At 40.5% G+C, this 18,500-nt stretch carries 15 protein-coding genes and 1 pseudogene; 4 read left to right on the forward strand and 12 right to left on the reverse strand.

Going from position 1 to position 18,500, the window contains the following annotated elements; genetic code table 11:
- Window positions 1-485: 485 nt before the first annotated feature.
- Window positions 486-5,660, forward strand: coding sequence for a hypothetical protein (locus tag ACKPEB_RS07070; protein WP_408964156.1), 5,175 nt, complete (start codon window positions 486-488; stop codon window positions 5,658-5,660).
- Between the two features lie 89 nt (window positions 5,661-5,749).
- Here the strand turns inward: ACKPEB_RS07070 and ACKPEB_RS07075 are convergent, their stop codons facing one another.
- From ACKPEB_RS07075 to ACKPEB_RS07110, 8 genes are all read right to left on the reverse strand, one after another.
- Window positions 5,750-6,466 carry a GDSL-type esterase/lipase family protein gene (locus ACKPEB_RS07075; RefSeq protein ID WP_408964157.1) on the reverse strand — a complete coding sequence of 239 codons (717 nt, stop codon included), beginning with the start codon at window positions 6,464-6,466 and terminating at the stop codon, window positions 5,750-5,752.
- A gap of 388 nt (window positions 6,467-6,854) precedes the next feature.
- Window positions 6,855-7,949, reverse strand: a complete 1,095-nt coding sequence (locus ACKPEB_RS07080; protein WP_408964158.1) for a class III poly(R)-hydroxyalkanoic acid synthase subunit PhaC — start codon at window positions 7,947-7,949, stop codon at window positions 6,855-6,857.
- 75 nt (window positions 7,950-8,024) lie between these two features.
- Entirely contained in the window at window positions 8,025-9,017 is a 993-nt protein-coding gene (gene phaE, locus ACKPEB_RS07085; RefSeq protein WP_408964160.1) for a class III poly(R)-hydroxyalkanoic acid synthase subunit PhaE, read from the reverse strand.
- Window positions 9,018-9,161: 144 nt separating this feature from the next.
- Window positions 9,162-9,884: an acetoacetyl-CoA reductase PhaB gene (gene phaB / locus ACKPEB_RS07090; RefSeq protein ID WP_408964161.1), complete on the reverse strand. Its 723-nt coding sequence runs from the start codon at window positions 9,882-9,884 to the stop codon at window positions 9,162-9,164.
- A 45-nt stretch (window positions 9,885-9,929) separates the two neighbouring features.
- Window positions 9,930-11,120, reverse strand: a complete 1,191-nt coding sequence (gene phaA / locus ACKPEB_RS07095) for an acetyl-CoA acetyltransferase PhaA (protein ID WP_408964162.1) — start codon at window positions 11,118-11,120, stop codon at window positions 9,930-9,932.
- A 530-nt stretch (window positions 11,121-11,650) separates the two neighbouring features.
- The gene (locus tag ACKPEB_RS07100; RefSeq protein WP_408964163.1) at window positions 11,651-12,082 is read right to left on the reverse strand and encodes a heavy metal-responsive transcriptional regulator; all 432 of its coding nucleotides are present in this window, start codon (window positions 12,080-12,082) and stop codon (window positions 11,651-11,653) included.
- Between the two features lie 36 nt (window positions 12,083-12,118).
- Complete coding sequence (locus ACKPEB_RS07105) at window positions 12,119-12,427, reverse strand: hypothetical protein (protein WP_408964164.1); 309 nt, start codon at window positions 12,425-12,427, stop codon at window positions 12,119-12,121.
- Window positions 12,428-12,722: 295 nt separating this feature from the next.
- Window positions 12,723-12,893 (reverse strand): hypothetical protein, encoded by a 171-nt coding sequence (locus ACKPEB_RS07110; RefSeq protein ID WP_186440269.1) that lies wholly within the window; start codon window positions 12,891-12,893, stop codon window positions 12,723-12,725.
- 61 nt (window positions 12,894-12,954) lie between these two features.
- Between ACKPEB_RS07110 and ACKPEB_RS07115 the strand changes: the two genes are divergently transcribed.
- Entirely contained in the window at window positions 12,955-13,536 is a 582-nt protein-coding gene (locus ACKPEB_RS07115) for a DUF3611 family protein (RefSeq protein WP_408964165.1), read from the forward strand.
- Window positions 13,537-13,554: 18 nt separating this feature from the next.
- On the opposite strand, the gene ACKPEB_RS07120 is transcribed toward ACKPEB_RS07115, so the two are convergent.
- From ACKPEB_RS07120 to ntcA, 3 genes are all read right to left on the reverse strand, one after another.
- Entirely contained in the window at window positions 13,555-13,950 is a 396-nt protein-coding gene (locus ACKPEB_RS07120; protein WP_408964167.1) for a pre-16S rRNA-processing nuclease YqgF, read from the reverse strand.
- On the reverse strand, window positions 13,934-15,550 hold the full coding sequence (locus ACKPEB_RS07125; RefSeq protein ID WP_408964168.1) for a DUF3084 domain-containing protein: 1,617 nt from the start codon (window positions 15,548-15,550) through the stop codon (window positions 13,934-13,936). The genes ACKPEB_RS07120 and ACKPEB_RS07125 overlap by 17 nt, the downstream gene beginning before the upstream one ends.
- An 88-nt stretch (window positions 15,551-15,638) precedes the next feature.
- Window positions 15,639-16,304 (reverse strand): global nitrogen regulator NtcA, encoded by a 666-nt coding sequence (gene ntcA, locus ACKPEB_RS07130; protein ID WP_408964169.1) that lies wholly within the window; start codon window positions 16,302-16,304, stop codon window positions 15,639-15,641.
- Window positions 16,305-16,491: 187 nt separating this feature from the next.
- Here ntcA and fabI point away from each other — a divergent pair, with 187 nt between their 5' ends.
- Window positions 16,492-17,268: an enoyl-ACP reductase FabI gene (fabI, locus tag ACKPEB_RS07135; RefSeq protein ID WP_408964170.1), complete on the forward strand. Its 777-nt coding sequence runs from the start codon at window positions 16,492-16,494 to the stop codon at window positions 17,266-17,268.
- Between the two features lie 91 nt (window positions 17,269-17,359).
- Window positions 17,360-18,004 (forward strand): imidazoleglycerol-phosphate dehydratase HisB, encoded by a 645-nt coding sequence (gene hisB, locus ACKPEB_RS07140; protein WP_408964171.1) that lies wholly within the window; start codon window positions 17,360-17,362, stop codon window positions 18,002-18,004.
- Between the two features lie 250 nt (window positions 18,005-18,254).
- Here hisB and ACKPEB_RS07145 read toward each other — a convergent pair.
- Window positions 18,255-18,500 (reverse strand): annotated as a pseudogene (locus tag ACKPEB_RS07145) (hypothetical protein); the annotation flags it as partial.

An 18,500-nucleotide genomic window follows, 5' to 3' on the forward strand; every position in this document is an offset into this window, starting at 1 on the left:
GGTGTCTTCAGACCGGAGAGTTTGACACTCCCACGACTCCGCTACGCGCTCATTCGTGGAATTTTTAAGAGATTTCGCTCTTAATATCCCGGTTTGGGTTCCTACTCACAAAATTAGCCTAGTGACAACTTATTATATTAATTGAGTAGATTTTGGCAAGTTCCGCCATACCTTGATTTCTAATATTTCTTGCTGCTTGCAAATTGGCATGATCACAATCTCCACAGAAGCGTGCAAACAAACTTTTTATTATACAATCAGAAACATCAGATTCTACCGCAGCAAGAATTGAACTTTCTCAGGTGAATAGGATTGATGGATTTCTCAGTAGGAATACAGAATGAGCGCAGTTATAACTCCGTGTAATACTTAAAAGACTAGAAAATAAATTTAGGGATTTTTTCAGTTCAAAAAATATCTATTTTATTTGTTAAATCCCCCGGCGAATTTATATAATGTATCTATCCCCAATGTGCAATCTACCTATGGATCAATTATTTGAGAGCGAAACAGTTGCGTCTGTTAACAAACGAAGTTTGAATCGCTTGTTACGTTCTGTTTCCTTATCTCAAGGACAGTTTTCCTTGGTGTTAGTTCGATGTAATTCCAGTCAACTGAGACAACAAGTGTTTCAAACGGTACAAAAGGATTCTGAAATTACAATTGAATCGTTAATCCTATCTCCTCAAACCACCAGTCTCTATACGGCATTATTCGACTATGCTCAAACCCATTTGCCCTCTGCACTGATGATTCTAGGGTTAGAAGCGGTGGAAAATCTCGATGGAATTCTTAGTTCAACTAATCAAATGCGGGATGAATTTCGTAAACAATTTAATTTCCCGATGATTTTATGGATTACAGATGAGCTTGCGACTCAACTGATTCGTTTAGCACCAGATTTCAAAAGTTGGGCGGCTGCAACGATTAAATTTCAATTAGCAATACCGGAATTATTCGATTATTTAAAATTACAAGCCAATACTCTTTTTACCTTAGCTGAACTCAAAATCAAAGCTTGGGAACCGGATACTCAAGAGGTGTTTAAATCTTTAGCCTTTCGCCATCATCCTTCTGATTTTGCCCAAGGTTCAAGCCGACGACGAGAACTCGAACTCCATTGGCAAGATTTAGACAATCAAGGTTATGAATTGTACCCAGCATTAGAAGCTTGTCGTGAGTTTATTTTCGGTCAAGATTGTGATGGGAATGACCAAAGCGAAATTGCCCGCCAACATTATCAACAAGCTTTAGCTCTATTGCAACATGAACATCTTCAGAAAGAACTAGGGGGTTGGTCAACTTTCCATCATCAACATTCAACCCTCAACCGTCAGGGAATTGTGCTGTTTCATATTGCCTTAACCTATTGTATTCAAGCGGCTCGAAATCCGGGTCTTAAAACCATTTTCTTACAGGAAGCCAAAAGCTATTTTCAACAAAGTCAACACATTTTTGAACAAGCCGGGCGCCCGGATTTAGTATCTGGAGTTCTCTCCCATTTAGGGGAAGTTTTACAAGGTTTAAAATTATGGGATGAGTTACAACAATTAGCTTTTTCTGGGTTAAAGATGCACTTAGTTTATGGAACCGCCAGCCAATTAGCTCAAGATTATTCGTTCATGGCAGAGGTGGCTTTACAACAAAGTCAATGGAATCAAGCTTTAACCTTAGCACAATTGGCTTTAACCATTTTACCAGAATCGAATCAAACCGCCCATCGAGGACAATGTTTATTATTATTAGCACGCTGTTATCAACATCAAGGAGAATGGCAACAAGCGCAACAGGAATTAGAATTGGCTTTAGAGCAAGTCAAACCGCAATATAACCCACAATTATATCTGGATATTTTAGCCGAGTTACGGACTATTTACTATCATCAACGCAAGTACCGTCAAGCCTTTACAATTAAGAAAAAGCAAAGAGAAATTGAGCATCAATATGGCTTTCGTGCCTTTATTGGGGCAGCCCAACTGCAATCGCCGAAACAAGCGATTAATCCCTCTAGTTTGCAACAGGAAAATCTGGTGACTATTGCCGAAGAAATGATGGCATCTTGTCGTCAACATGATATTCAGAATTTGCTGCATCGATTAAGTCGGGATGATCACAAATTGATTATTATTCATGGTCGCTCAGGTGTTGGTAAAAGTTCTTTAGTGAATGCCGGTTTAGTTCCCGCCTTAAAAAATACAGCCATTAGTGCTAGAGATTGTTTACCCGTAGTGATTCAAAGTTATACTGACTGGGGGAGAGAATTAGAAATAAGTTTAGCTCATGGGTTACAGAATTGTGGTTCTTTGAAACAAACCGATGAATCCCTGAGAACCCTGTGGTTCAATGTGATGAATCAATCTTCAATTTCTGCAAAAAGTGTCTGCAATAAAAATGCAGAAATCGTTAATTCTTTAATTCTGAATCCCGCTTCGTTCTTGTTAACGCAACTCAAGAATAATGCGGATCTCAATTTAATTACAGTTTTAATTTTTGATCAATTTGAAGAATTCTTTTTTGTCTCCAATCATCAAGAAAAAAGAAAAATATTTTATGAATTTTTGAAACTCTGCTTAGATTTACCTTTTGTCAAAATCGTTTTTTCTCTCCGAGAAGATTACCTGCATTATCTTTTAGAGTGTGATTATTTATTAAACTTAGAAGCGATTAATAATAATATTTTGGACAAAAAAAACCGCTATCATTTGCGAGATTTTACGTTAGCGGAAGCAAAAACGGTGATTGAACGATTAACCCAACGAGCTAAATTAAGATTAGAACCCGCTTTAATTAATGCTTTAGTAACCGATTTAGCCGATGAACGCCATGAAGTGCGACCCATTGAATTACAAGTCGTTGGGGCTCAACTTCAAGAAGAAGGAAAACATGGAATCACCACCTTAGAAGCTTATCAAAAATTAGGAATTAATCCCAAAGCTGAATTAATTAAACATTCGATTGAACAGGTAATTCAAGATTGTGGTCAAGAAAACGAAGCAGCCGCTTGGGAAGTTTTATTTGCGCTAACCGACGAAAGATTTACTCGTCCGATTAAAACCAAAGCCGAATTACTGACTGTGATCAGAAAGGAACAGGGAATAGTAAAAACATCCCAAAATTCCCATCAGGACGAATCCGAAGCCTTTATTGATGTAATATTAGAATCCGGTTTACTGTTGCGAAGGCGAGAGGAACCGGATGATCGATATCAATTACTCCATGATTATTTAGTCTTACCAATTCGGCAGCGATATGCCATTCAGGAACAAAAACGCCAGCAAGAAATTCGTGCCACTTTACACCAAGTAAAAGCCGAAAAACAGCAAGCGGAAGCGGCTTTAGAAAAAATGAGTCGAGACCAACTGTTACAGCGCAATAAACTGTTACAGCAGTGCTTAGGAGTATCAATGGTTGTTGCTGTGTTATTTGGTTTTACCGCAAAAGTTGCCACCCATCAAGAACGACGAGCCGAAGAACAAAAGCAACTGGCGAATTTAGCCACCTTAACCGCATCTTCCGAAGCCTTGTTTTTTTCTGAATATAAATTTGATGCCTTAATGGAAAGTTTAAGGGCGGCTCGACAATTTCAACAGTTAAAAGCTAAAACACCCGGAAACCCTGAACTAACAACAATGGAAACTCGCATTGCGGCTACCTTACAACAGGCAGTCTATGGAATAGGAGAACGGAACCGTTTAGAAGGACATCAAGATGTGGCTTGGGATGTTTCCTTGAGTCCTGACGGTAACACGATTGCATCTGCAAGTTTTGATAAAACCGTGAAGTTGTGGACACCGAATGGTCAACTTTTGACAACCTTAGTGGGTCATACCGCCAGTGTTACCAGTGTTAGTTTTAGTCCCGATGGTCAATTACTCGCTTCTGCGTCCCAAGATGGAACCGTGAAACTTTGGCCGTTACAGAGGGTTTTACGAACTTCTGAACGGGTGATCCCGTTAACCCTGAAGGGTCATCGTAAAAGCGTTTCCGCCGTTACTTTTTCACCTGATGGTGATTTAATTGCTTCGGTGTCAGAAGATGGTCAATTAAAATTATGGGCTCGCGAGGGACAATTATTGCGGACAATTCCGAGTTCAGCCCCCTTAACATCAGTGGTGTTTAGTCCCAATGGAGAAGTATTAGCCATCGCCCTTACGGATGGAACCGTGAAAATACTGGATTTGCAGGGAACGATTCTTTACAATTTAGACCATAGCCAGGATTCTGAAGAAACCGTCTATAAAGTCCGATTTTCTCCTAATGGCGAATGGATTGCAACGGTTGGACAAGATCAAACGGTGAAACTGTGGACTCGTCGCGGTCAACTTTTAAAAACCTTAAAAGGTGATAGTTCCAGGGTCTATGGGTTAAGTTTTTCTCCCGATAGTCAACGTTTGGCGACTTCCACTGATGATAAGAGTATTGATTTATGGACGGTGGACGGAAGGTTATTAAATCAATGGCAAGGACACGGGGATAAAGTGACAAATGTGCAGTTTTCCCCCGATGGTAAAACTTTAGCTTCTTCGAGTTATGACAAAACGGTGAAACTGTGGAATCTGGATCGAATTCCTCTGAAAACCCTCACCGGACATCAAGGTCGGGCGTTAGGGGTGAGTTTTAGCCCTAGTGGAGAAATGTTTGCCTCTGCCAGTCAGGATAAAACCGTGAAGTTGTGGAGCCGAACAGGAGCGTTATTAACGACGTTAACCGGTCATCAAGATCGGGTGTCGGCGGTGAGTTTTAGCCCCGATGGTGAACTGTTGGCAACGGCGAGTTATGACCGTACTGTGAAATTGTGGAAACTGACTCAGGATTCAGATCTTGCTGAACATCCTCAAGGTGGGTTGTTCAAATGGCGGAACTTTCAGGGTATTTTTGGGACGGTTAATGCTGAGAAAATAGCCTTACCCCTTGAGAAGAAAAAGGTTTCGGTTGAATCGATTAAACTACTGAATAGTTGGATAGCTCATAACAACAGCATTATGAGTATTACCTTTAGTCCTGATGGAGAAATGATTGCAACGGCCAGTAAGGATCGAACGGTGAAATTGTGGAACCTTCAAGGCGATTTATTATACACTTTAATCGGACATGATTTTTGGGTGAATAGTGTGGCTTTTAGCCCCAACGGTGAAATCATCGCCACCGCGAGTGAGGATGGGACGATTAAACTGTGGAATCGTCAGGGAAGGTTGTTAAAAACCATTATGGCGAATCAAGGTTATGTTCTCGGTGTTAGTTTCAGCCGGGATGGTCAAGTGATGGCATCGGCTGGATACGACAATACGGTTAAACTGTGGGATAGCCAAGGAAACTATCTCAAAACCTTCTTAAAGGGATCAAGTGATAGTGTGACCAGTGTGGTGTTTAGTCCTGATAGTCAGTTAATCGCGTCGGCTAGTTTTGATGGGACGGTGAAGCTGTGGTGTCGTCAGGACGGCACATTACTCAAAACCTTAGTGGGACATCGGGATAGTGTCATGGGGGTGAGCTTTAGTCCCGATGGTCATGTGTTAGTGTCAGCCAGTCGGGACAAAACCTTAATTATGTGGAATCTGGATTTAGATAACTTGATTGATCGAGCGTGTGATTGGGTGGATGATTATTTGAGAACGAACCCCAAAATAGGCAGTAGCGATCGCCATCTTTGTTACCTTTAACATCAAAAATCTGCCTTTGTCTCTACAGAAGTAAGGAAACCATTGACACTCCCCCGTCAAGCTTGCGCGCTCGACGGGGGAGTGTCAAGTTAAGCTCTGGTTTCCCAAATGGGCAGATCAGCATAAAGATCAGACATCGGTTCCCAGTTAAGAATATCCTGTAATAAAGCTTGATACCCTCGGACATTGGGATGAAGACCATCGGTGCTTAAGTGGAGTCGTAGCCAATGTTCTCCGCGTTTTAACCACAGATCAAAAATATCGAGATAGGGAATTTGACGCTGTTCACAAGCTAATTTAGTGGCTTGTTTGTAACGATATTGGTCAGCGTGATTATAATAGAAATAATTCAGAAATGGCATCTTACTTTCATCCACAGGTATCATTCCCACAAATAAAACAGGACATAGATTCACCGCCTGATCTAATAAATGATTGAGTTGGATGTGAAATTGTTCAAATTCTGTAAAACCCCGTCCATGAGCTTGTCCTAACCTGGGGGAATCATTGACTCCTACCGAAAGTATCATTAATTCCGGTAGACGGTTGTGCCATGCTTTGCGGTGACTCCATTCTTTTTCCAATTGTAGAGAAACTTGAGCGACGCCGTTTCCTCGTTGTCCTAAATTATACAGAGCATGACCGGTATACCCTGGAGACATCCAATGGCGACGTAAACGTTCTACCCAGCCACCACCAACCGGATCACCAAATCCATAAATGACACTATCTCCAAGGGCAACAATCCTCATGGGAGGATGATAGTGAGAAGTATGGGAGAAAGATTGACTAGAAAGGGTTGGCATACGAGCATTTTTATGAGATTAATTTGATACTCAATTGTTAAATTTTGCAACAGTGAAATTACCCATAGACTAACAGGAAAAATCTCTGTTTGACTTCTCAAGTTGCTACTTTTAACATGAATTTAGTCTAACTTGGTTTGAATTAAAAAAAAGTTCCTGATGAACTTTTAAGATTAGATTTTTTAATGTTTTGTTGTCGTTGATGAGCCCAATATTGATCACTTATCAATCATGAATATTAATGAAATAATCTTTTTAAGAATTAAGAATCGTAATTCCTAATCCATAATTCTTAATATGAAATCTTTAAATGTTTGCTACACATCCATATTGTATAGAGACGCTCCAGGGAACGTCTCTATGTGGGGTTTATGGAGATCAAATTCTGCTAACTTCTGGCTTTTAACCAATTGGAAATTGTGGGGGGTAAATCCCGTTGTACCTTCCCACTGACATACATTCCAATATGTCCGACGGGGAAGGATTGTACGGTATAATCTTTACTACCGACATACTGTTTTAAAGCGATAGAAGAGGACGGATCAACTAAATGATCCTTGTCAGCATACAGATTTAAAACAGGCATTGTTACCGCTTTCAAATTAACTGGTTTTTCACCAATTACCACTTCACCCTTAATGAGTTTATTGCCTTGATAGAAATCTTTCAAAAATTGCCGATAAGCTTCTCCTGCTTGATCTGGACTATCAAAAATCCATTTCTCCATCCGCATAAAATTGAGCAATTTATCTTGACTGCTCATAATATCCGGTAAATCCAAATATTTCTGATATCCTAACTGTAACGGTTTGAGCATGAGAAATTCTAAATTCAGGAAATCCCCCGGAACATTTCCCATCGCATCAATCATTAAATCGACATCCAAAGCATCAGAACCCAGGGTACAACCTCCGCGCATATTTAACAGGGTATTTTTCATCTGAAAATCAACGGGAGTCACCATGACAATTAAGTTCTTCACCTTCTCCGGGTGCATGGAACTATAACACAAACTAAAGGTTCCACCTTGGCAAATTCCTAACAAATTAATTTGGTCTAATTGATGGGTTTTACAAATAAAATCAACGCAGTTATCGAGATAACCATTTAAGTAGTCATCCAAGGTTAACCAGCGATCGGCACGGGTCGGATATCCCCAATCTAGTAAGTAAACATCTAATCCCAATTTTAACAAATTAGCAACTAAGGATCGATCTTCCTGTAAGTCAACCATAAACGGACGGTTAACTAAGGCATAAACAATTAAAACCGGAATTTGAAACGGTTTTTCTACGGGGGATTTAAAGCGATATAAAATCACTTTATCTTCCTTATAAACCGCTTCTTTCGGAGAAAATCCCACTTCAATATCTTCTTCCCGTAAACGGCTTAAATTTTCCATGCCTTTTACGAGTTTTTGGGTTAATTCCACATATTCGTGGGTGGTGTCTTCCAAGCTTAATTGAGTTAAAAAAGGTAACATAAGCTGAATTAGGGTGTAGAGTTTGTGGAACAAGCATCTTGCCTGTTAAAATCTGTTAAGGAAACGGGTCAAGGGTTAACTTTCTGACTCATATTTTGCCAAGGTTTTTTTCAAGCGTTTAACTTCTTTCCGCAGTTCATAAACCGTTTTGTGAATTTCATCCACTTCGCTGCGGGAGGGCATATTCATCGCTTTCATCCAAGATTCCATTAATTCTTGTTGTTGAATACGATAGGCATTTAAAGCATTGAGAAAATCTCCATGAACTTTGAGATTTTCTTCTGACATAAATGTCTTCTCAAAAATATCGTCCGAAACGATACTCCAGAGGTCTTGGAATTTGCGCCAGTCGGTAACGGGTTCACCTTTTTCTGCTAATTCAACTAACTTTTGAATTAAGGCTTCAAAGGATTTCACTTGAATATCGGATAATAAAATTTGATAATTGCTACTAGCCCGATAGAGATTTGTCCATTGATCAAATCCTTTGAGAATTTTATTATTAAATTCCCGTGTAATTCCCAGGGTCGGACTTTGCAAAAAATTACCAAAGGTGGGTTGATAGAACATTTCCCAATACAGATTATTGAGTTCGATCCAAGGTTGGCTATTTCCCGTCCAAGTTTGATTTAAGGGGCCGAGGGAAGACTCAATATAAGCCATCCAAACTTGATTAAACTTTTGGATTTGTTGAGAATATAATTGCCACAGTTGATTGGTATCTTGATTAATTTTTAGATTGGCTTGGGAAAAATCATTTAACTGTTTGCGAATTTGTTCAGTATAATTCGTTAAGGTTTTTTGCCAATCTTCTCCGGCTTGAACTTGGGGTAAAATCTCTTTCCAAGCATCAAAAGATAGCTTGAGAAAACGCATTAATAATTGTTGATTCTGTGTAAACCGTTCGCTTAAAACGGTCATATCGGGTTTGGTTTCAGTATTTCCGTTTTCTGCGGTTACAACTCCCATTTGATTAAACCAAGCTTTCCAAATTTGAGTTCCTGCATCTGTCCAGGCATTCACCCAATTAGCGGTTAAATCATTCCAAGTTGCTGTTTCTTTGTCCATCTTGTTCACCATAAATTCAATTGTCGAAGAACAACTCCACCCACCCTTTCCTTGAAGACGGGAGGAGTTTTTAATGATTTCCTTGAATCAAACAAAACTGGTATAAAACAGGCAAGATGCCTGTTCCACTTTCTTGATTAATCTTTAAGTGTGATGGGCTCCATTTACCCGCAAAACTTCTCCTGTGACATAACTACTAGCAACTGGAGATAATAGAAATGCACAAGCCCAAGCAATATCTTCCGGTTCTCCAAAGCGACGGAAAGGAATTTCTGCGACTATTTTTTCCTTAACAGTATCAGGGATAACTTTCGTCATTTCAGTATTAATAAATCCTGGGGCGATCGCATTTGCCCGAACATTATAACGCGCCGCTTCTCGTGCTAAAGATTTAACTAAACCAATTACAGCGGCTTTGGTTGCGGCATAATTCGTTTGACCTGCATTACCGCGATCGCCTGAAATTGAACTAATCGCAATAATTGACCCAGCTTTTTGTTCATACATTCCCGAAACAAAGGGTTTAATTGTATTAACAACCCCTTTTAAATTAACATTAATTACCGCATCCCAATCGGCGGGAGACAGTTTACCAAAAAAGTTATCACGGGTAATACCAGCGTTAGCAACCACTCCATAAACCGGCCCTAATTTTTCTGCAATTTCTAAACCAACGGCTTCCATTTCTTCTAAATTGGTAACATCGGCTTTCGTTGCAAAAGCAGCCGGATGATCATCGGGAATATTAATATCTACAAACGCGACTTTTGCTCCTAATTCAGTTAATAATGAAACAATTGTTGCTCCAATGCCTCGACCGCCACCCGTTACAAAAATGACTTTATCTTCTAAACCTAAAGAAACCATACTGTTGACTCCAATTTAAGTGATTCGTCTTGATGTTGAAATGATTTAAACTCGTTCAAGTGCTAAGGCTGTTCCGCCTCCGGTTCCATGACATAAAGCCGCTAATCCCAGGGTTTTATCCTGCTCTTTTAAGGCATTCAGCAAGGTGACAATAATTCGAGTTCCTGATGCGCCAATGGGATGTCCAAGGGCAATTGCACCACCATTAACATTCATTTTGTCAAAGGGAACGCCTAACATTTGATTGAATAAGCAACTACTGACGGCAAAGGCTTCATTATTCTCAATTAAATCAAAATCAGTAATTGTCATATTCAATTTAGTCAGAAGTTTCTGGGTGGCGAGTACCGGAATTTCAGTAAATCGCCAAGTTTCTCCTCCCGCCCAAGTTCCTGAAATCAATTTCGCTAAGGGTGTTAAACCGTATTTTTCCACCGCTTGAGAACTGGCTAAAACTACAGCAGCAGCCCCATCGGAAATTTGACTACTATTTCCAGCCGTTAATATGCCTTCTTTGCTAAACGCTGGACGTAATTTTCCTAAACTTTCTAAGGTTGTTTCTGGGCGAATTCCTTCGTCTTGATCAATAATTTGTGTGCCTTTTTTACTAACAATTTCTATCGGGGCGATTTCCGCTTTAAACGTTCCCCGTTGAGTCGCTTCGTGGGCGCGTTTGTGAGAATAAAACGCCACTTCATCGACATTTTGCCGGGTGAACCCATGTTCGGTGGCGACTCGTTCGGTTTCATCTCCCATTCCCTCTCCGGTGGTGGGGTCAGTTAACCCGTCATAAAGCAGAATATCGACTAACTGCTCCGGTGCTCCCATGAGGAATTTATAACCCCATCTCGCTCGTTGGGAGAGATAAAATCCGGTTTGAGACATTGATTCCATGCCTCCGGCTAAGACGAGATCGGCTTCTCCTGCCCGAATGGCTGTTGCTGCGTTGATCATGCTGATCATACCCGAAGAACAGACCATATCGACTGCATAGCCATCAACATGAGCCGGAATTCCGGCTTTGAGCGCGGCTTGGCGAGGAATAAGTTGTCCCTGTCCGGCGCGAAGCACGTTTCCGAAAATGTAGAGGTCTAAGGCATCGCTGGGAACTCCTCCACGTTCCAATACAGCTTTGATGACATGAGCGCCGAGATCGGAGGGGGAAAAACCTGCTAAGGAACCGCCAAAACGACCGAGGGGGGTGCGGACTGCTGAAACGATATACACATCAAGCACTGATCCCTGCTCCTCTTGCTAAAACTTATAAGAACAATGATTCTTTTTTATCATATTTGAGGAGTATAAATTCCTAAATAAAGTATTAAGAATCGAAGGAAAATAATTAAGAATTAAGAATTACGAATTACGAATTAAAAATTTAATGTTAAGAATTGAAGCGTCAATATTAAGTTTTGAAAAAATAGCAAGGTTTAAAACCGAGCCCGAAAGGATAGAGAAGGCTTGTGATCAATTGTTTTGAACAGTTGCGATCGCACAGCCGGATCTTTAAAGATTACTGACTTTTGCACTTGACACGAACCGAGAAATTGATCTATAATCAATTAGTCTTATCAAAAAATATAGGGAAAATGGCACAACAACTAAAACGTTGGGAATCTCCCCGTTCCCAAGGCAGAAATATTAAAGGAAAAGGAGGTTCGGCGAGGGCACGACAACTGAAAAAACAACGGCAAACCCTCAGAAACAAACTCAATCAAACACAAAACGATGGGAAGGACAAAAAAACGCCTTCCCTCTTTTTTTGCTCAACAATCTCCTTGGATATTAGGGCAAATCGTTGTATTCGCCAGGGCGACTGAGGGATGATCTTGCCAATGATTTAATAATTGCTGCAACTCGCTTTTTAAGAGTTCTAAGGCGTTAATTTGCTGATTAATTGCTTCAACTTTTAGAGCCAAATGTTGCTTAACTTCATCGCAGGGAAGTTCACCCCGATCACTAATATTTAAAATTTGTCGAATTTCACTTAAACTTAAACCTAAAGATTGAGCCCGTTTAACAAAGGCTAAACGATTAATCACCGAGGGAGCAAACAGTCGATACCCGGAGTCTGAACGTTCAACGGTGGGGGCTAATAAACCAATATCTTCATAATAGCGAACCGTCTTCACAGATAAGCCACTCCGGGTGGCAACATCACCAATTTTTAAGCGTTCATCTGTAATCACAGCATCCATATTCCGTGATCCTGATTCTGAATGGATTAAAAAGGCTTAGAAACTGGGTCTTTTCGGTTTTTTTGAACGTAACTCCTGGGTGAGTTGGGGTAGAGGGACTCTGGAAGAACTCGGAGGGAGAATATATTCTGGTGCGGTTTCAGATTGTTCGATTTTAGATCGTTGCAACATCCACCAACGCAGAACCAGAATTACCGCCACACTGGAGAGCCCAAAACTTAATAATGATAAACTGGAACTGACCCCACCAATAATAGCATCAACGGTTCCAACCGTTACGACAAAACTAACAATGGGTTCTCGACGATACGCAGACCTTAAAACACGCGGCCATAAAGCATTCATCACAGTTTTACTCTAAATTTTAATCTTGTTAACTTTAATGCAATTTGTCGGATTAGGAGCCGACAGCATCATCCTATAATCTTCTTCACGTGAGAGTTCATTTAATCCTAATTTAACTCAATATTTAGACTTTGGCTGAATTTTACCGCCTGTTGAGCCAGTTGTCATCCGTTCATAGAGTGATCAGAAATTAAAAGTTTATAACCTTAATTCCCCTTGACTCCTGAACGGAAGACAGATCACAAATCACAACGGGCTGTAATTAACGGTCAACTGTTGACAGTCTTCGCTACAATTAACTCAACCCTAGCCAAGATAACAAACCCTGTCCACTAAAATACTCAATTGCCAAAGTGATCAAGAAACCAATCATGGCGGCTCGACCATTTAACCGTTCAGCATATTGATTGAAACCAAATTTGGGTTCATTGAGATTGGGGGTTGTGGTCGGTTGTGGTTGATTCATGCTTGAGTTCCTTGGGTTTTAAGCGCATTCATTAAGATTTTAGCGTCTGATTGTATCAACAATGTCCTATCCATCTGACTCTTCACCAACTTCTAATGCGATTCAACGGGTGGCCTTTGCCCTTCGTACCACAGGCTGGTTTTGCTTTTGGACGCAATTGATATTAGCCGTCGTTTCTGCGATTATTCAGCTTTTTGCCATTGCGGTCTTTGGCCCAGCAGCAGGAAAACCCGGTACAACACCGGGTATCGGTGGCGGTTTAGTGTTTGCTTTTATTGGACTGGGGATTTTAGGGTTTAGTATTTTTCAAGCGTTTCGTTATACTCGTTTATCACGGCGATTGAAAGCACCGGGAATGTCTCGCCCTAGTCGCGCAGAAACCATGAAGCAAATTCGTCTGGGTTTGACGAGTAACTTGATTGGAATGGCGGTCACGTTAGTCGCATCAGAAGCCATCAATGGAATTTTATTAGCAAAAGCAATTTCTCAACCCCGTGGATTTTTAGCTACTTCTGTCAACCTGCAAGATTTTATTCAACCCGTTGATTTTTTTGTAGTTCTAGCGAATACTCACACCATTGTTGCTCATTTCGTGGGTATTGTTGGGGCGTTGTGGTTAATGCGGGAGATTTATAAAAATTAGGAAATATTCTCTAATTTCTTAATTCTGGTTTAAATACCGTTCAATTAACACAATGGCAACAATATCATCAATGGGACGGGGTGGAGTTCGCATTCCTTTGGGGATTAAACGAGTTAACCCTTGGGGGGGATAAAGTTGCCAATAGCGATCGCGTGCTTCTAAGGTAGAATATCGTTCATTAACTTGAATAATTGATAAAGAGTTCGGCAATATTTCACTGAGTTTTTGTTTCCACAGTTTAGACGTGGTTTGATCTCCCATCACCACCTTTTCAATTGCAAAGCGTTGACACAGAGATTGAATCGTTGATGGAACATCTGATGCTAAAATCACCTGATGATAATATAATTGGGAATCTGGACTCATCACCGCCATTCCACATTTTTCTCGACCGGGATCAAAACCTAAAATCATCTTCTTTTTTATCCTGTTCAGTAGAATTGAATTGAGAGGTAGAATTATCTAAATTATTTTGTTTTGGAGAAAGTGGATTTTGCCATTGATTGAGGTTATTCAAGGGTTCTTGGTATCGGGTACTAAAAATCACTTCTCCATTACGACGGGCTAATAAATCAAGGCGTAATGGCCCGATTGTATAAGCATCTTCAGCCGCTACCGCTTGAATTTCTAAGGGTTGATCATGTTGTTGCAATTGTTGGAAAAAGCGAATTAAGGTATCCATTCTTTCATTCCCAATTTCTACTGTTCCATCCACAATTCCCACAAAACGTGCTCTAAAACTCGACGCATCTAAGAGTTGTTGGAGTTGTTTTCGCAGTTGAGTATTCGATAAGGTCGAAGGATTCAAGGTTGTCCCTGCAATAATTTCTCCTGTTGTAAATAATAACCGATTCGGTTCAGCTTTTGTAAAAACAGCAACTTGAGTTTCACCGACTAAAAAATTAGCGGCAGAAATCACTTGGACAACATAATCTTTGCCATCATCAATTTGATTGATTAATTCTTCAACTTCAACTTTAGTAATTTGAATGACCTGAGCTTGATTAGCATTATTATTACCTAATTGTACTGCATTAATCGCATTCTCATTCGCTGTTTGTAAGAGAGTATTGATCGCTTGTAAAGCCGTTTTCGGATCATTAATCCGAACTAATCCACTGGCTAAAACTTGCCCACGTTCTAAGACAACACTGCCTTCTCTTAGGAGTTGAAAATCTCGTTCAACCAGTTGAATTTGTTGTGTTAATTTTTTTTTCTGCTGTTCTAATTTTTCCTGTTCTATTTCCAATTCTTGCAGCCGAAATTCTCGTTGAGCAATAATTTGATCTTGTTCTGTAATGCGTTCTTCCTGTTGTTCAATTTCTTGCTCTTGTTGTTTCATTTCTTGAGACCGTTGAGCAATTTCTCGATCACGAGCTTGAATTTGAGCTTTAACTTGTTCTCGTTGTTGAATCAAGTTTTTTCGTTCTGTTTTTAATTTAGCAATTTCCGATTGTAAACTTTCTTTTTGTTCAAAGACCTGTTGAAGACGATTTTCTGTGCGTTTTAAGTCAGTTTCGGTTGCTGTTTTTTCTGCTTGAATTCCTTGTAATTGTTTCTGAAGTTCTCCCAATTGATTTTGAGTTCGTTGTAATTCTTCGGCGGTTTGAATCGCTTTTGATTGAGCCGTTTGTAACGATTGATTAATGGTATTTAACTGCGCCATCGCCGTATTAAGTTCGACTTTAGCTTTTGCTAAATCCGTTTCTACCCGTTTTTTTTCATCTTCAGCGCGAGTTAAATCTTTGCGCGCATCATTGAGTCGAGTTTGAATTTGATCAATTTGAAACACACCCCGACGCAAAGGTTTACTAGAAGCAAATAAAATTCCTAATGTCAATGCCGAAAGCACACTGCCTGTTACAATAGTCACCAGCATAGCAGTGTTACGGGGACGTAAGTTAAATAAACTCAGTCTAGCCTTTCCAACTTTCGTTCCCAGACGATCGCTGACTGTGGCAATTACGCCTCCCAAAATCAAGATAGAAATAACCAGGATAATTCCTGCGGTCATAATTTATAAAACCATAGACAAATCCGGATCAGGGATTTGAACCGATTAAAAAATTTCACGGATTAAGTTAAGGATTAATCTGGCTCGACTAAGTAAATTGCTGACTTAAGGTAACAGGATTATGAACAGTGATCTTTTTCTTATGAATTGAGATCATATTTTTTTGGCGTAAATCTCCTAATAAACGGGTGACAGTCACTCGCGTTGAACCGATGGCTTCTGCGATCGCTTGATGAGATAGTTTTAAATCAATCCGAATCCCATCTTTACCAGGGACTCCAAAATCTCGACAAAGAATTAACAGAAAACTAACTAATCTCGATCCCATATCTCGATGCGCTAAGGTTTCAATCATCATCTCTGTTTGTAAAATCCGAGAGGATAATCCTCGTAACATCACCATCGGGAGTTCCGGATCGCTTTTGAGCGCTTTCTCAACTTGCTCAATGGGAACCGAGAGCAGTTCAACCGAGGTAAAGGCGACGGCGTGGTAAAACCGATCTGACCGATGACCTGTAATTAACGATAAAACACCAAATACACTATTTTCTCGAAGTAAAGCAACAGTAATCTCTTCTCCAGCTTCATAGACTCTGGATAGTTTCACCGCACCTTTGATTAGAACATAGACGCGCTCCGCCGGATCGCCGGGAAAGAAGATCGTCTTACCCCGTTCAAAGCTTTCCACGACGGGGGGAAATGCCCCTCCGCCGATGTTGCGGAACACTTCTGCTAACGGTTTATCATACGTCACGACCCGATCCCTTGCACTAACAATGCCCTAAGATTTCTTCAGTATTTCAGTTTACGCTAATTACGCTAATTGAATCATTGGTCTGTTCAATTGACCTATGATTGTCTTCTCAATGTTTCATCCCTGGGAGGGATGGGCAAGTGAATGCCGTTGAGAAGGATACCAATTGCATATAGAATAGTCTATTATGCTGAATTTGAACGGAAAAAACGCACTTGTTACGGGCATTGCCAATAATCGCTCTATTGCGTGGGGCATTGCCGAACAGCTTCACCAAGCTGGAGCTAATCTGGGAGTGACCTACCTTCCTGACGATAAAGGTCGTTTTGAAAAAAAGGTCAAAGAGTTGGTTGAACCCCTCAACCCTAGTTTATTTCTCCCCTGTGATGTCCAGAACGATACTCAAATCGAGGAGCTTTTTACCGCGATCCGCGACCAGTGGGGACGGTTGGACATCTTGATTCATTGTCTGGCTTTTGCTGGCAAAGAGGAACTTTCAGGAGACTTTAGCAATGTATCCCGCGCTGGATTTTCAAAAGCGCTGGATATTAGTGCTTATTCATTAGTACAACTGAGTGCTGCTGCTAAACCCTTGATGACTCAAGGCGGTAGTATTGTCACCCTAACATATCTGGGTGGGGTGCGGGTAGTCCCTAATTACAACGTTATGGGCATCGCTAAAGCTGCCTTAGAAATGAATGTTCGTTATTTAGCGGCGGAGTTAGGGCCATTGGGCGTTCGGGTGAATGGGATTTCGGCTGGCCCGATTCGGACATTAGCGTCTTCTGCCGTCGGTGGCATTTTAGATATGATCCATCACGTGGAAGAAACGGCCCCCCTGAGACGGACTGTCACTCAAACCGAAGTGGGTAACGCAGCCGCCTTTCTCTGTAGCGATTTATCCAGCGGCATTACAGGCCAAATTCTGTATGTCGATTCGGGTTATTGCATCATGGGAATGTAGTTGACGGTTGGTGCGTGCGCTATGGCTTACGCACCCTACAATTTCCCTCCTGTTCCCTGTTCCCTGTTAAGCTGTTTCCTGTTCCCTGATTATGCAAATTAGCGATCGCCCTTCTATTAATAGTTCTAATTCTAATTTAGAGATTCTTCCTCGGATGGCAACGGTACATCGAAAAACGGGGGAAACGGATGTTAATGTCACGATTAATTTAGATGGAACTGGCATCTGTAATGTGTCTACAGGGGTTCCGTTTTTAGATCATATGTTACATCAAATTTCGTCTCACGGGTTAATTGATTTAGACATTCAAGCGACGGGAGATATTGAAATTGATGATCATCATACGAATGAAGATGTCGGAATTACATTAGGTTTAGCTTTAGCAAAAGCATTAGGCGATCGCAAAGGAATTATTCGCTTTGGGCATTTTATCGCTCCTTTAGATGAAGCGTTAGTTCAAGTGGCTTTAGATTTTTCCGGTCGTCCTCATCTGACTTATCAGTTAGAAATTCCCACCCAACGAGTCGGAACTTATGATACTCAATTAGTTCGAGAATTTTTTGTAGCGATTGTTAATAATAGTCAAATGACGCTGCATTTACGTCAATTAGATGGTATTAATTCCCATCATATTATTGAAGCTGGTTTTAAAGCCTTTGCCAGAGCGTTAAGAATGGCGGTTGAAATTGATCTCCGTCGTGCGAATACTATTCCGAGTTCTAAAGGGGTTTTGTAATTTTGTTGGGGGTTGGCAGTTCAGGAATTTTGAAACAGAAGCAAAACTAATAGCAGAAGAACAACGAAATCAACTAGGCAAGTAATCTCCGTACGGACATAATATTATGATGTCCGTACTTTTGTGCAGTTTCTAATCCATTAATTTCCTCAGCAATTAGAGAGATAATCCCTGTAAGGAAATAATAATATTATGTCCGTACTTTTGTGCAGTTTCTAATCCATTAATTTCCTCAGCAATTAGGGAGAATTTATGTCTTTACTTCTTTAGCGTGGATGCTGCCTTTAAAAATTGTCCTAACGTATGCGCGTAGCGCTATAGTTCCTGGTGCAAAGCGAATTTGAGACACTAAACAAGGTTGTTTTTGATAAACGACTCGTCCTGTATTCAAAGAATCTGAAGTTAACGTCCAGGTTTCTTTCGTTTTTTGGGTATCTAACTCAATTTTAGTGGTGATATTTAAGTTTAACTGATTCCCATTTTTTGTTCCTTGTAA

The sequence above is a fragment of the Planktothrix sp. genome (assembly GCF_046067725.1).
Taxonomy (GTDB): Bacteria; Cyanobacteriota; Cyanobacteriia; order Cyanobacteriales; family Microcoleaceae; genus Planktothrix.